This window comes from uncultured Campylobacter sp. (genome assembly GCF_938030145.1).
Classification (GTDB): Bacteria; Campylobacterota; Campylobacteria; order Campylobacterales; family Campylobacteraceae; genus Campylobacter_B.
Window position 1 is genome coordinate 19,925 of record NZ_CALHGM010000024.1, and the last position, 13,534, is coordinate 33,458.

A 13,534-nucleotide genomic window follows, 5' to 3' on the forward strand; every position below is an offset into this window, starting at 1 on the left:
GAGTCAATGTTGCCGACGACCACTATTTCGGGGAATTTATAACTACTTGTCGTAGCAGCCGAGCTTCGTGCCTCCGAGCCTTCTTTGGTAACAACGCTTCTGGTTGCGTTATTTTCAGACGAATCCTGCGCGACGCTTAGACCGCAAAGACACGCCGCGACTATTAAGGAGCGTGCAAGCCCCCCCTGCAGCGATTTTGAGTGGATTTCTCGCCTTTTACGGAAGCGGAATAATTGCGGCCTGCGCCGCTTTTACATGGCTTACAGGCCCAAAAACCGACAATCATCTTTTCTCCTTTTTTGAAAATAAAAATTAAAACTGTGGAAATTTAGCCAATAATATTTTAAATTTCAATAAAAGTGATAACAATTATACGACTTATGCAAACAATAGAAAAAATGTAACAAAATAGCGATATATCAGCGAGGTAATTCTATTCTATAATAAAATTTATCTAAGATATATGTGCGGCGCAGATGGGTTTAATTGAGCTTTATTCTTGAGTTCGTTTTTAAACTGCATAAATTTACGAAGCCGAAATTTGCCGTGCAAGCGCCGTTAAATTTAAACTCGCCAAGTAAATTTAACGAGCAAAATTTAAATGCGCCGAGCTCGTTAAAATTTCGGCGCGTTTATCCTCACGGTTTCATCGGTGTCAAAAATATAGGTCTGCGCCGCCTCCGCGATATCCTTCGGCGAGATGGAATTTATGATCTTTTCAAAGGTCTTAAAATCGGCGATCTCCTCATTCCAAAGCGCGTATTTTACGAGCGCGTCGTTCCAAAACTCAGGGCTTTCGCGAGCGGTACGCGCCGTGATGATCTGGGATTTTTTAAAATTTTCAAGATGCCTCGCTACGTCCAATCCGCCGCCTGCGATTTCTGCAAAAATTTCTCTAATTGCGGATAAAATTTGATCCGTATTTTGCGGCGCGCAGGAAAACGAAATATGAAGGCTCGAGTGTTCATACGGGATGCGGCTTAGGCTCGAAGCGACCGAAAAGCCGTAAGTACGCCCCTCGTCCTCTCTGATGCGCTCTCTAAGTGCTTCCTGAAGCACCGAAGCTAGGGCTGAAATTTTAATTGCATTTTCAAGAGAATGCGGAGCGGATTTGTTTATCGCGGTAAGCGCGACGTCGCTTCTAGGGGAGTTTTGATAGTTGCGCATAAAGACGTGCCGTCCGCTTAAGCTGCGAATTCCGTCGTCTTTAAAATCCTCGCGTTCGCCGCGAGCGGGCAGGTTCGCCAGATATTTTTTTATGAGGGCTTCGGCGTCTTTTAACTCAAAATCGCCGCTAAGTACGAAAGTGTAGGATGCGGCGTTGCTAAATTTATCATAGACGATCTTTTTTAATTCCTCCGCATTAAGAGCTTTGATCTGCGCGGCGCTTAGAGGGCGCATTCGCGCATTGCCGCCGTAAAAAAACTCGCTAAATTCCCTGCTAAATTTATATCCGGGCAATTTCTCGTTTCGCGCAAGCTCATCGAGCGATTTGATCTTTAAATTTTGCAGCGCTTTCTCGTCCACGCGCGGAGAGCTAAGCTCTAAGTTTATCGCTTCCAGTAGCCATTTTAGATCCTGCGAGCCGCAGCTTCCGTAAAATCCGTGCGAGAACGCGGAGATATTTTTGCGGTAATTCACCTGCCGCCCGCTTAAAATTTGCGAAATTTCATAATTGTTAAACTCGCCCGCGCCGCTTTCGTTTGAAAGCATCGCAGCAAAACTGCCGAGCCCCGGATGCGCTAGATTGGACATTCCGCCTCTGCTTACCGCGGCAAACGAGATGAAATCTTTGCGCGTCTTAAGCGGCTTTAAGATCACGGTCGCGTTATTTTCAAGCAGGTAGGTATAAAATTTAAATCGCGGCTCAAAGCTCTTGCTTAAAATTTTGCCCTCAGGTAGGTTTTTAGAAACCAAGCTACCCGGCAGCTTTTTATGCGCGGCATGCGTATTTATCGCCCTAGCGCCGCTTTGCAGCTTTTTAAATTTAGCCTCATCCAGATTATATCCGGAGCCGCTAAAAACGCTTGCGTGCACCTCGCTTAGATCTGTCAGGCGCCTAAATTCTAAATTTAGCTCCTCCAGACTGATCTCACGCAGCAGTTTTACCTCCAAATCTCGCTGTTTTGCGGCGCTAGGCAGAGCGGCTCCTGATTTTACGGCATGAAGAATTTCTCTTGCAAAAAACGCGGAATTCGCGCTTTTTTTGCGCTCAAAGGCGCTGTACCGCGAGCTGATCAAAGCATCCTTTGCAAGGGCGAAATCGCGCGCATCAAAGCCGCGATCTCGCAGGCTTTTGATTAGCCCGAGCGCCTGCGAGATCGCGCCGTCAAAGTCTCCGCCCAAAACGGCGACGTCAAAGCTATAGATCGTTTTTTGAAACTGCAAATTCGATCTGGAAAAATTAACTCGCAGCAGCGCGCCTTCGCTAGCCTTCGCTCGCTCGTAAATCGTAGAAATAAGGCTTGAGATAAGCTCGCTTTTTAAAATTTTTCTCGCATTCGCCTCGCTACTTGGGGGCGCGAATTCCTCCCAAAACGAAATTTTGACGGAATTTAGCGACGTTTCGTTCGTATCGTAATTGTAAATTTTCAAACCCTGTCTCGGCGGAATGCCCATATCCTGGCGAGCGTAGGAGTTTGTATTTTTAAGAGGCGAAAAATTTTGCTTTAGCAATTTTAAAATTTTATCCCTTTTGAAATCACCCACGGCTATAAATTTCATAGACCTGGGCTGGTAAATTTTTTGATAAAGCTCCTTGATTCGCTGCGCGCTTACGGATTTTACGACCGCCATATCGCCGATCGGCGCGCGATTAAAATACGCGCTGCCGCCGTAAAGCTCCTCATCCATCCGCTCGTAAAGCCTCGCAATCGGCGTATCGCGGCTGCGCGCCTCCTCGATTATGACGCCTCTTTCTTTTACGAGCTCAAGCGGATTAAACTCCACTCCGTCCGCAATCGAAGCAAAAATTTTAAAAACGTCCTTTAAATTTTCTTCGCTAACGGCGATGTTAAGCGTGTAGATCGTGCTGTCGTAGCCCGTCTGCGCATTTACGTCGGCGCCGAATTTCACGCCCAGGCTCTGTAGCTTTTTAATGAGCTCGTTTTTGCTAAAATCGCGGCTTCCGTTAAAGGACATATGCTCTATGAAATGCGCAAGCCCGCGCTCATTAGGGGTCTCATCGATCGAGCCCGCATCCACGATGAGATAAAAAACGGCTGAATTTTTAGGCACGGAATTTTCTAAAATATAGTATTTAAGGCCGTTTGGCAGCGCTCCTCGCAGGACGGCTCCGTCCCACTCAAGCGCAAAAGCTCCCGCACAAAGCAGTAAAAATAGTAAAATTTTTCGCATTTAAGCCTTTCTTTTATTTCTAGTCAAATTCCGTCTCGCAGATATTTGGCAGACTTTTCTCTTTCGGCTTATCAAGCTGCCTACCTGCGCCATTCTGCGCTATTTTTTAGATTTGCTCGTTCGACCCGTCAGCCTACGATATCTCTTAGGCTCGCTTACTTTTAACTTGGTTACTCACCTGTTCGCCGCGCTAATCCCGGTCTGCTTCGCGAGCTTACCGGCTCCGGCTCCATATCAAGCAGCTTCTCTCATTTTGTGCATCGCCCGAATAGGTAAATGCATCGATCTTGCTCTGCGCGGCTGCGCGGGCACAAATTTTAAAATTTACTTGCACCCGGGCTAAATTTAAAAAGCGCGAATCAGTAAATTTTAAAATTTTACGCCAAGCACGGCGGGCTGTTAAGCTTTGAAATTCCACGGCTAAATTTCGCAATTATCTTTCACAGTCGCTTTTATGTCCATACGGACAAATATTTAAATTTTACATTGCCCCTATTCTTGCCATGCGCTGTTTTAGCACGTATCGATCAAACAAGCCGCTGACGCACGATCTTGGCATCTTTGCCGCATGATATTTTAGCGCTCCGCCTATAAACGCGCCGCCCTAAACTACCGTTTACTACAGGATAAAATTTTAGCCTAAAGAGCATTAAATGAAAATTAGTATAAATAAAATTTGAATTTTTTGAAGTTAAAAGGGAATTTCAGATTAGATTAAAATGGCCGGGAGATAGGGATTCGAACCCCAGGAGGCTTTCACCTCAACGGTTTTCAAGACCGCCGCTTTCGACCGCTCAGCCATCTCCCGATTAAGGGCGGGTAGACCCCGCTGAAAGTTCGCGTAGACAAGACCTGCGCGTAGAATTTATTCGGTTTTTTCTCCGACCCACTCAGCGCCGTTGTGAACCTTTTCTTTGGTCCATTGAGCCGCATTGTGTGAGTCCTCTTTTACGCCGTGCCAAGTATTAGAGCACCCGCTAAAAACCATCAATGCCAAAAGAGCCGCTAGTATGTATCTCATAATAACTCCTTTTTAGGATCTGGAGGCGACACCCGGATTCGAACCGGGGATCAAAGCTTTGCAGGCTCATGCCTTACCACTTGGCTATGTCGCCACGCCGGCTTATTAGGTGGTGCCCGGAGCCGGACTTGAACCGGCACGGAAAAAATTCCGAGGGATTTTAAGTCCCTTGCGTCTACCGATTCCGCCATCCGGGCACGTTTAATACAAAAACAGAATGTAAAATGGAGCGGGAAACGAGAGTCGAACTCGCGACATCAACCATGGCAAGGTTGCGCTCTACCACTGAGCTATTCCCGCGCAAAGAAATGAAATATTACCCAATGCAAGCTTAAAATTTCATTTTATAGCGGTCCTTGCAGAGAAAATTTTGGCGTAGCGCCGGAATTTAAAAATTTTGTAAGTAAAATAATGTAAAATTACAAAATCTTTATTGGGGTTATAGCTCAGCTGGGAGAGCGCTTGAATGGCATTCAAGAGGTCGGCGGTTCGATCCCGCTTAACTCCACCATTTAAGCTATTTTAAAGCTTTAATCACTTCTTTTAAATCTCTTTTACTTCCTTTAAATACCGATATCTATGGCTTTTAGTAATTTTGATTATTTTTGTTTCTTTTTATGTTATAATTATTTTAGAATAATTCAGTTAGTTATTAGGTTAGTTAAAAACCTATTAGGTCGGTTTTACAGAAAGAGCGATAAATATCGCCCAAAAGCCCTTTTGCGCATATATCGCACAAAAAAACCAAAAAACGGCATAAGCGAGAACTATATCGCGAAAATCATTAAGATGAACGAAAAATATATACCTCCATCTTTTGACGAGCGCGATATAAAGACGATGAAATATAGTGATATTTTAGAATTTTGAACCAAAATAATCCGAGTTCTAGTCGTCTCGAAACGCTTCATCACCTAATAAATGATATAGAAAAGTCTTTGCAATAAATTAAATTTTAATGAGAGGAGAGATTATGTCAGTTGAAGAAGATATTGTGTTTATAGATGAAGATTACGTAAATATCGTGCCGCAGGATCTGCTAGAGCGCGGTATACGTTTAAGGGAGGAGTACGGAATTTATGATATAGCTTGGAGATTTGACGATGTAATGGAGGTCCTAAAAATCACAAGAGATAAAGGTATGATTATCGTAGGAGGAGACGTATATCGCTTAAGCGGTAATAAGCCCATCATCACATACGACTACTGGGGCACTAAAGCGGAAGATGGCAATGCATTCGAAGTGGCGATCGAATATATCACTAATTATCGCGCTAGAAACGGAGATGACTTTGCATATTGCCCGGTCATTTGCCCTGGGCAGGTATCCAAATGAAAATTTTAGCTTACAATACAGAATATGTTGGTTTTGCTCATATTCGGATAAATATAAAAATGTGCGCCGAACTGAATGCTAATGTATGCGTATATGGGATATAAAAGATTTTTAGGAGCGATCTTGAAAAGCAACAAAGTAATCCTAATCCTATCGATCGAAAGCGATAGGGATCTATCCGAAACAATAAGCAGCAACGGCATATCTGCAACAAAAGTCTGGCAAAAAGGAGATTTGAAACTAAAAGGTTCTATTTTAAAATACAGAAATTTTGGCTTTAGCATAGAGGAAAAATTTTATGATATACCTTTTGCGGGAGATCTAATTAAAAAATTTTTAGCAGATATAAATGTCGCGAGGAGTATAAAATTACAAAGCGTGAAAAAGCTGCTAAGAGTCGTAGTTTACAGTTATAATAGCTTACCCGGTCTATATTATAATGCAAATTTACTGAAACTATTAGCAGATAATAATGTGGATTTGGACAACGACATATACTGCCTAGATGGATAAATTTGAATCTTGAGCGAGGTGTATTTATCGATGAAATTCTTGGGTTTTGATTGGATAAAAGGCGACAAACCGTCCTTGGAATTTCATATAAGGATAATTTAAAACCATGAAACCGGTAAGAATTGTAATGACGATATTTTTTATTATCCTATCGTCTTTAAATTTTCATAAACTATTAACGGAGGGCGGCTATCGCGGAGGGAAAGTTTATGTCGTAGCCACAACCCAATCCGTCATTATGCAACTACTACTTATTATAGGATTGATCCTGTATTTGATATATCTGATAAGAGTAAAAGAGTATTATAAGCCAAGCTCAAATTTTATGCTTTCTAAAAAGGAGAACAAAATGAACTTATCGAATAGAATAAAAGCGCTAAAGACGCAGCTTAAACTGCAAAAGCCGGAAATTATAACAAATCCTGTACAAAAGGATGAGCTTGTCGAACAAGATCTGTGCGGTAAAGATCTGTGCGATTTAGACCATGGCACGATCAAACTCCTATCGGGAGATTTACAGGTTTTCAATGACTATACTTTTAGGTATTATATCCTGGATTTTATTGATTTTTACGAGCGCTTCGGCGATGAGGCGATTATAGAGGATATGTTTATTCAGGCATTTGCACCACCTATGCGGCGAGCACGAGCGAAACAATTTAGCAGGGATGAGGTAAAAATAATCATAGATTTTTTACAAAAAAATTATGAAGATATTGCGAGAATTACGCATACCAAGAAATATAAAAAGTTAAAGCCCTACGAACAAGAAGAAATTTATATACCATTCAAACATTTTGAAAAAGAGATAAAAAATGCGATAAAATTTTGGGAGAAGTATTATAATGGTAAAAATTTATAAGGATTGGCAAATGCGCTTAATAAAGACCGATTTGGGTAAATATGAGGAATATATCTATTTCTTTATAGAGAAAAACAGGGCGTATTTTAACGCCTATCAAGAGCAGATATTTCCTTTCGATATGGAGTACATACCTAGCTTATTGTGGTTGCTTGCATCTTTTGCAGAAACTACGATTAAAATTTTTGATGATTTGGACGAAAAGACAAGAAATGAAATTTTTGATTTTGTGGAAAAGGGGGCGGCAAGCGAAGACGAATACATCGGCACGGCGTTTTGCACCGGCTTTGTTGAAACAATTATAAATATTGCGAAAGGGGACGAATATAATATAATTAGCAAATATTTTAGAAATGAGACACAAGAATATGCCGCCGCTTGGATGAAATTTGGCGAGTAATGACAAGAAATTTTAAGAAGAATTTGCATAATATCACGCAGCAAAAGGGCTTTGAAGGGTGGCGGCAATGATAAAAAGCATTATAGACCCCACTAATTTCGATATAGAATTTAGAAAAATAAGCAGAAATAAAAGGGGCATAGCCGGATCGAGAATAGATTTTGAAAATATCGATGTAGAGGCCAAAATTAGGCTAGTTATGTTTTTAATTTCAAAGGCAAGCCACTTAGATAGCATAGTTTATAAAATTCTTTTTTGGGAAAGAGATGAGAAAATAGAAGAATATCTTCTTAAAAATATGAAGGGGCAATACGCAAAAGCCAAGCCTTATAAAAACGGCGCCAGAGCGGGCGTTATCTTTATAGAAGAAAAGACGCTTGAGCCAAATTTTTTGAGATCCGTACTGCTACACCATTTTAATTTTGAGCTGGCAAAAGAACCCTCTTTGAACATTAGAGTTCAGTTAGCCGTAAACAATAAAGAGAAATTTTCGATTTTATTTGATATATACGATGATCGAGGCTGCTATGCGTATTACTTTTAAAATTTTATAATAAAAATATTTAAGGAAAGAGATATGGCAATTTGGCAATGTAAGTTTTTTATTCTGCCCAAAAGCGATACATATGATCTGCAATACGACCAGCAATATGGCAATATAAAGCTCTTTGAAGACGATAAGTATTGGAAAAAAGCAAAGATCAAAAAAGAGGTATTTTCTGAAATTTCGCGCCTATTAAAGCCCGAAAAATCTTGGTCTAACGAAATAGATCTATACGGAAGCGAAAACGGCAACCGCCTAGAGGTATTTTTTGATACTAATAATATAATAGAGTCCGTTACGTTTCGTATCGATTTTAGATCCGAGTATGAAGCCGTATTAAGGGGCATAACATCATTGTGTGAGAAAAACGGTTTTTACATTATAGACGGCAATTTAAAGAATTTAAAATTATCCTTTAATGCTATAAAAGAGGTAATCAACAAATCCAAAAACAAAGAATTTTTTACAGAACTTGTTAGAAATAGTATAATAGGCGATAAAGACAGGTAGCCCATCATAGAAACCGTAGATGATTTCAAATTTAAGGATGATTTTAAATGATTGTAAAATGTATAAAAGAAGATAGGCATGAGTATCTGGGATTAAACAGAACCTATTTTGTTCATGGCATCCAATATGAAGAGGGACGGATTTATTATTGCATATTACCGTTTGAAGACGATATAAATTACAATCGATTTAATAGCAAATATTTTCAAGTAATCGATGAGACGGTGCCTACAAATTGGAAATTTGGGATGCATAGGGGGTTTTTTTGAATGTTTTACCGCATCTTACGAAGAGCTCGTAGCCGATGAAGATCATTATGGAAAGCTTATTGACGGAGACCCAATAGAAGAGGAAATTTTTAGGAAGAGAAGAGCCGAGATGATCGATGATGTATATAATACCCATATCATCAAGGATCTTAACCGTTTCATATATGATCTAAGCCCTAATCTATCGGTACAGATGAATATCGCAAATAAAGTATTGGATATAGAGATATCGGATGCAAATGCTGAGGCCAAACATCGCAAAATGAATATTTTAAAGGATGACGGATATAGCTGGTATTTGATAGAATCGGGCGCGAGTACCTTTAAAGCCAACGTTACTAATGATTATTTAAGACCCGTATTAAAATATCTTAAATTGTGGCTAGGCAGAAAGAATTTTAGATAACCAGGCAGAAAGGTTTAATATGGCGAATGCGACCGATAAAGAAATTTTTATAAAAATTTTGAATGAAGATATTAACGTATGGCGCCCGGTAAAGGCTGTTCAAATCGCGCAATATATTTTTAAAATTACCGATACGACGAAATTTGAATCCGAACTGGATGAAATTTTAGAATTCAAATACGGCGATATTGTAAAATGCAGAGAAAAAGACGGCGATTTCTATGCTTTTGAGCTATTATAAAAAACCCGCCTTATAAATAGCAACGCGCTTATCATATGGCTTGATTTAATCCCATTTTTCGCTATAATGAGCGTCAAATTTCACTCACGGGGATAGCGATGAGCCTTGTTTCTTACGAATTAAAAAAGCAAAAACTAGATGGAGCGCGCAATGTGGCGCTTTGGAAGGCGCGTGGCGGCGTGGCGGTGGTGGTGCTAGCGCTGTTTATTGCTATGCGCAAGGATTTTGGAGATTTCTCATTCCTGTTTTTATTAGTGTTGCTAGCTCTTGCTTATCCTGCTTACAAATACCTAGCTGTGCGCATTTCGCGTAAATTTGAAGCGCTCAGCGAAGAGGCTTTTAAAAACGAATTTCTGCTCTGGATCGCAAAGGAGCTACGCCTTACCTTTCAGCCCTTCGGCGCGTTTTTGCTCGATGAAATTTATAAAAATCCGCTCCGTAAAGAGGCAAATCTATGCACTTGCAAGCACGCGATAGTGGGCAAGACACCCGAATTTGGCATAAAAATCGGCGACATCTGCCTAAGCCGCGATTTCGATAAAAACAGAGAAAATCGGGTATTTGAGCTGGATAAAATTCTGCATCTCAAAAAAAAGGATGATACGGCGATCTTCGACGGACTTTTTGCAAAATTCGATTTTAGCGAGACTTTCGATAGTAAAATTTTAGTTGTGCCGCGCGGAGAATTTATATTCGGCGCATCGGATCTGAAGCTGCTCAAAGACAGCCCGCACCTAAGCGCGTCGTTTGACGTATATCTCAACAATCCCGCCGCTGCCGCATTTTTACAAAATAAAAAAATTTTAGAAAATATGCAGACGATCACCCTAAATTTATTTGGTAAAACAGAGCTTTATCTGGGCGAAAACAGCCTTGTAATCGGCGTTGAAAATAGCGAAATTTTCAAATCCGCGCCGAGCTCACAAAGCGCAAAGCTGCTCGAAAGCCTAAATAAAATGATCGAGATCGCTAAAATTTTCGCCTATCTCAAAAAGCTCGGGCAGGTGGAATAATCTACGCTTTAAATTTGAGCGAGCGCCGTTGAAATAATTTAGTTCTTGCGAAGGCTGCGCTTTTTTGCTCGTCCGTTATTAAATCAAACTACTTCGAAAGGCAAAGAATCTTTTAATAAGCGCTTTCGCTTTGCTATCGACCTTAGCCGCTTAAATTTTATAAAAATTTTATAGCGGCTCTTAAAAATTTCAAAATTTTTCAAATTTTATATTCAACCATAGCGCCGCCGTATCCTATTGACACCCTTCGCACTCGATCGAGCGATCCGCGACGTTGTTTAACTTCTCGCTATCGGGGCTTTCAGAGCGCAGGTAGTAGGTAGATTTTAGCCCCAGCTGCCATGCAAGCGTGTAAATTTCGCTCAGATAGCCGCCGCTTGCCTTATCCAGGCTCATGAAGATATTTAGGCTCTGACCTTGGTCGATCCATTTTTGGCGGATGGCGCCCGCCTTTACTAGCAGGCGCTGATCGAGCTCGTACGCAGGTACGTACGCCTGCCACGTTTTCGGGCTTAAATTCGGCACGACGACCGGGATCATGCCGCTTAAATTGTGCTCGAACCATTTGCGCTTATACACCGGCTCGATCGTCTGCGTGGTGCCTACGAGTATGCTGATGCTCGATGTCGGCGCGATCGCCATCAGATAGCCGTTTCTCATGCCGTCGCGCTTTACTTTCTCGCGTAGCCCGTCCCAGTCGCAGCTGCTTTGCTCAAAAAGCCCGCCGCGCTTAACTAGCGCTTTGGCGTTTTCGTTCGCTAAATCGATCGGGAAAATTCCTTCGCTCCACTTCGAGCCCGCGAAATCGGGGTACCTGCCCTTTTCCACGGCTAAATTTGAGCTTGCCTTGATCGCGTTAAAGCTCACGTTTTCCATTATCCTATCGATCAGCTCGAAGTGCTCGTAGCTGCCCCACTTCACGCCGCGCTCGGCCAGCATCTGCGCTTCGCCCATTACGCCAAGCCCTATCGCGCGGGTTTTTAGATTGGTGTGTTTGACCTTGGCGTGCGGGTAAAAATTTAGATCGATGACGTTATCGAGCATCCGCACGGCGATTGGCATCACGCGAGCTATCTCTTCGCGGCTGTTGATTTTGCTTAAATTTACGCTTGCAAGGTTGCAAACCGCCGTCGCGCCTTCGCTGCAGCCCTTTTCTACGATAAAAATTTCTTTACCGCCCAGCGTGTCTAGCGCGGTGATCTTTTTCGCCTTTTTTACGATGCCCGCGTCGGTTCTTACATCTTCGTTTTCCTCAAACAGCCTCTCGCTGCCGTCAGCGAAAACGACCTTGATTTTGTAGTGGTTCGGCGCCGTGTTTTGAAAGATCTCGGTGCATAAATTTGAGCTCCTGATTAAGCCTTGATGCGCGTTTGGATTAATGCGGTTGGCGTTATCTTTGAAGCACAAAAATGGCATGCCCGTCTCAAAATAGCTCGTTAAAATTTTCTTCCAAAGCTCCTTTGCCAGGATGGTGGATTTTGAAATTTTATCGTCGGCCTCGTACTGCTCGTAGCGCGCCTGAAATTCCGCGCCATACAGATCGCTCAGATCGCTTACTTCAGCGGGATCGAAGAGCGTCCACTTGCCGCCGCTTTGAAGTCTTTTCATAAACAGATCGTTTATCCACAGCGCAGGGAAAATTTCATGCGCGCGGCGCCTCTCCTCGCCCGAGTTTTTGCGCAGATCTAAAAAGTCGCTCACGTCCATATGCCACGGCTCGATATACACGGCGATAGCGCCCTTGCGCGTGCCCAGCTGATCGACGGCGACGGCGATGTCGTTCGTGATCTTTAAAAACGGGATGATGCCGCCCGCGGCGTTTTTATGTCCGTCGATGCTGCCGCCCATTGCGCGCACCTTGCACCAGTCCCAGCCGATGCCGCCGCCGAATTTGCTCAGAAGCGCCATCTCCTTGTAGCTATCGAAAATCCCCTCGATATTATCGGGCGTAGAACCCACGTAGCAGCTGCTTAGCTGATGTCGCGTCGTGCGGGCGTTTGAGAGCGTAGGGGTCGCGAGCATGACTTCAAATTTAGATATGAGATCGTAAAATTTCTTCGCCCAGCCTTGGCAGTCTAGCTCGTTTTGCGCGAGGAACATCGCGATCGCCATAAACATTTGCTGCGGAAGCTCGATCGGCGCGCCGCTTTTATCCTTGATAAGGTAGCGATCGTAAAGCGTCTTGATGCCGAGGTAGTTAAACTGCAAATCGCGCTGCGGCTGCAAATAAGAATTTAGATCCTCCAGATCGTATTTTTCCTTTAAGCCAAGCATTATGCGACCCGCCGCCTCGCCGCGAGCGAAGTAATCCCCCAGGCTGTTGTAGCCGCTAAAGCCCGTTACTTTATGATACAGATCGTATAAAAATAACCGCGCAGCGACAAAGGTCCAGTTCGGGCGGTCCACGTCGATCTTCTCGACCGCGGTTTTGATGAGGGTTTGCTGGATCTCCTCCGTGGTGATCATATCGCGAAACTGGATCTTTGCGTCCACCTCAAGCTCGCTAAGGCTTACGTTTTCCAGCCCCTCTACTGCCTCGCTCGTGTATTTTTTGATCTTGCTTACGTCAAGTTCCTCGGTTCTGCCGTTGCGTTTGATTACTTTCATATCGTTCCTTGAAATTTAAAAATGCAAATTTAGCGTTAGTTTCCCAATATAAAATACGTCGTCAAAAGAGGCGGCGTAATAAATGCCGCTCATAATCCGCCGTCTTTTAAATTTACGCTAGCTGCGCTGCAAAAGCGCGCATTATAGCCAAAATTGCTTAAGTCTATCTGTCATTATTTTGGCTTATAGATTTAAAATTTAACGAAGCGGGCGGAAAAGATGCGGTAAAATTTGAGCGGAATTTTATGGTGGTGCCGCGGAATTTTACAGGGAAAAATTTGAGTGGAGTCTCACGAAATTCTGCGCCGAAAAAGCAAGAAACAAAAAGGGCTTCGCGAGCAGGTTTAAAATCCGCCCGCAAAGCTTAAGAATTTAGTTGCGCGGTAGCGGGATAGGCTTTCCGTTTAAGATCATAGAGTTGCTTGCCTTATCGAAGCTAAACTCCATCTTAACCC

The 13,534-nt window shown here is 42.7% G+C and carries 12 protein-coding genes and 5 tRNA genes; 10 read left to right on the forward strand and 7 right to left on the reverse strand.

Translation table 11 applies throughout. The features are described from left to right. Nucleotides 1-615: 615 nt before the first annotated feature. The 6 genes from Q0323_RS05115 to Q0323_RS05140 form a co-directional block, all read right to left on the reverse strand. Complete coding sequence (locus tag Q0323_RS05115) at nucleotides 616-3,357, reverse strand: pitrilysin family protein (protein WP_298052180.1); 2,742 nt, start codon at nucleotides 3,355-3,357, stop codon at nucleotides 616-618. Nucleotides 3,358-4,077: 720 nt separating this feature from the next. Further along, nucleotides 4,078-4,165, reverse strand: a tRNA-Ser gene (locus Q0323_RS05120). Nucleotides 4,166-4,222: 57 nt separating this feature from the next. Beyond that, complete coding sequence (locus Q0323_RS05125; RefSeq protein WP_177387338.1) at nucleotides 4,223-4,378, reverse strand: hypothetical protein; 156 nt, start codon at nucleotides 4,376-4,378, stop codon at nucleotides 4,223-4,225. Between the two features lie 20 nt (nucleotides 4,379-4,398). Further along, a tRNA-Cys gene (locus Q0323_RS05130) sits at nucleotides 4,399-4,472 on the reverse strand. Between the two features lie 16 nt (nucleotides 4,473-4,488). Next, nucleotides 4,489-4,575: transfer RNA gene (locus Q0323_RS05135), tRNA-Leu, on the reverse strand. A gap of 28 nt (nucleotides 4,576-4,603) precedes the next feature. After that, nucleotides 4,604-4,678 (reverse strand) — tRNA-Gly (locus Q0323_RS05140). Nucleotides 4,679-4,813: 135 nt separating this feature from the next. On the opposite strand from Q0323_RS05140, the gene Q0323_RS05145 reads away from it, so the two are divergent. The 10 genes from Q0323_RS05145 (at nucleotide 4,814) to Q0323_RS05190 (ending at nucleotide 10,472) form a co-directional block, all read left to right on the forward strand. Then, nucleotides 4,814-4,889 (forward strand) — tRNA-Ala (locus Q0323_RS05145). 462 nt (nucleotides 4,890-5,351) lie between these two features. After that, nucleotides 5,352-5,714: an Imm40 family immunity protein gene (gene imm40, locus Q0323_RS05150; RefSeq protein ID WP_298052182.1), complete on the forward strand. Its 363-nt coding sequence runs from the start codon at nucleotides 5,352-5,354 to the stop codon at nucleotides 5,712-5,714. A gap of 123 nt (nucleotides 5,715-5,837) precedes the next feature. Then, nucleotides 5,838-6,227 carry a hypothetical protein gene (locus Q0323_RS05155; RefSeq protein WP_298052184.1) on the forward strand — a complete coding sequence of 130 codons (390 nt, stop codon included), beginning with the start codon at nucleotides 5,838-5,840 and terminating at the stop codon, nucleotides 6,225-6,227. A 106-nt stretch (nucleotides 6,228-6,333) separates the two neighbouring features. Then, nucleotides 6,334-7,089: a hypothetical protein gene (locus Q0323_RS05160; protein ID WP_298052186.1), complete on the forward strand. Its 756-nt coding sequence runs from the start codon at nucleotides 6,334-6,336 to the stop codon at nucleotides 7,087-7,089. A gap of 10 nt (nucleotides 7,090-7,099) precedes the next feature. Then, nucleotides 7,100-7,489 carry a hypothetical protein gene (locus tag Q0323_RS05165; RefSeq protein ID WP_298052188.1) on the forward strand — a complete coding sequence of 130 codons (390 nt, stop codon included), beginning with the start codon at nucleotides 7,100-7,102 and terminating at the stop codon, nucleotides 7,487-7,489. A 67-nt stretch (nucleotides 7,490-7,556) separates the two neighbouring features. After that, nucleotides 7,557-8,033, forward strand: coding sequence for a hypothetical protein (locus tag Q0323_RS05170; RefSeq protein ID WP_298052190.1), 477 nt, complete (start codon nucleotides 7,557-7,559; stop codon nucleotides 8,031-8,033). 33 nt (nucleotides 8,034-8,066) lie between these two features. Next, nucleotides 8,067-8,543: a hypothetical protein gene (locus Q0323_RS05175; RefSeq protein ID WP_298052192.1), complete on the forward strand. Its 477-nt coding sequence runs from the start codon at nucleotides 8,067-8,069 to the stop codon at nucleotides 8,541-8,543. A gap of 216 nt (nucleotides 8,544-8,759) precedes the next feature. Then, nucleotides 8,760-9,218, forward strand: coding sequence for a hypothetical protein (locus Q0323_RS05180; protein WP_298052194.1), 459 nt, complete (start codon nucleotides 8,760-8,762; stop codon nucleotides 9,216-9,218). 19 nt (nucleotides 9,219-9,237) lie between these two features. Then, complete coding sequence (locus tag Q0323_RS05185; RefSeq protein ID WP_298052196.1) at nucleotides 9,238-9,459, forward strand: hypothetical protein; 222 nt, start codon at nucleotides 9,238-9,240, stop codon at nucleotides 9,457-9,459. A 98-nt stretch (nucleotides 9,460-9,557) separates the two neighbouring features. Continuing rightward, complete coding sequence (locus Q0323_RS05190; RefSeq protein WP_298052198.1) at nucleotides 9,558-10,472, forward strand: DUF3137 domain-containing protein; 915 nt, start codon at nucleotides 9,558-9,560, stop codon at nucleotides 10,470-10,472. Between the two features lie 234 nt (nucleotides 10,473-10,706). Here the strand turns inward: Q0323_RS05190 and Q0323_RS05195 are convergent, their stop codons facing one another. Then, on the reverse strand, nucleotides 10,707-13,079 hold the full coding sequence (locus Q0323_RS05195; RefSeq protein WP_298052199.1) for a ribonucleoside-diphosphate reductase subunit alpha: 2,373 nt from the start codon (nucleotides 13,077-13,079) through the stop codon (nucleotides 10,707-10,709). Nucleotides 13,080-13,534 lie beyond the last annotated feature (455 nt).

What these genes read in the sequence shown, in the direction of transcription:
- Q0323_RS05115 (WP_298052180.1), bottom strand. Translation starts at nt 3,357, where the DNA reads ATGCGAAAAATTTTACTATTTTTACTGCTTTGTGCGGGAGCTTTTGCG.
- Q0323_RS05125 (WP_177387338.1), bottom strand. Translation starts at nt 4,378, where the DNA reads ATGAGATACATACTAGCGGCTCTTTTGGCATTGATGGTTTTTAGCGGG.
- imm40 (WP_298052182.1), top strand. Translation starts at nt 5,352, where the DNA reads ATGTCAGTTGAAGAAGATATTGTGTTTATAGATGAAGATTACGTAAAT.
- Q0323_RS05160 (WP_298052186.1), top strand. Translation starts at nt 6,334, where the DNA reads ATGAAACCGGTAAGAATTGTAATGACGATATTTTTTATTATCCTATCG.
- Q0323_RS05165 (WP_298052188.1), top strand. Translation starts at nt 7,100, where the DNA reads ATGCGCTTAATAAAGACCGATTTGGGTAAATATGAGGAATATATCTAT.
- Q0323_RS05170 (WP_298052190.1), top strand. Translation starts at nt 7,557, where the DNA reads ATGATAAAAAGCATTATAGACCCCACTAATTTCGATATAGAATTTAGA.
- Q0323_RS05175 (WP_298052192.1), top strand. Translation starts at nt 8,067, where the DNA reads ATGGCAATTTGGCAATGTAAGTTTTTTATTCTGCCCAAAAGCGATACA.
- Q0323_RS05180 (WP_298052194.1), top strand. Translation starts at nt 8,760, where the DNA reads ATGAGACGGTGCCTACAAATTGGAAATTTGGGATGCATAGGGGGTTTT.
- Q0323_RS05185 (WP_298052196.1), top strand. Translation starts at nt 9,238, where the DNA reads ATGGCGAATGCGACCGATAAAGAAATTTTTATAAAAATTTTGAATGAA.
- Q0323_RS05190 (WP_298052198.1), top strand. Translation starts at nt 9,558, where the DNA reads ATGAGCCTTGTTTCTTACGAATTAAAAAAGCAAAAACTAGATGGAGCG.
- Q0323_RS05195 (WP_298052199.1), bottom strand. Translation starts at nt 13,079, where the DNA reads ATGAAAGTAATCAAACGCAACGGCAGAACCGAGGAACTTGACGTAAGC.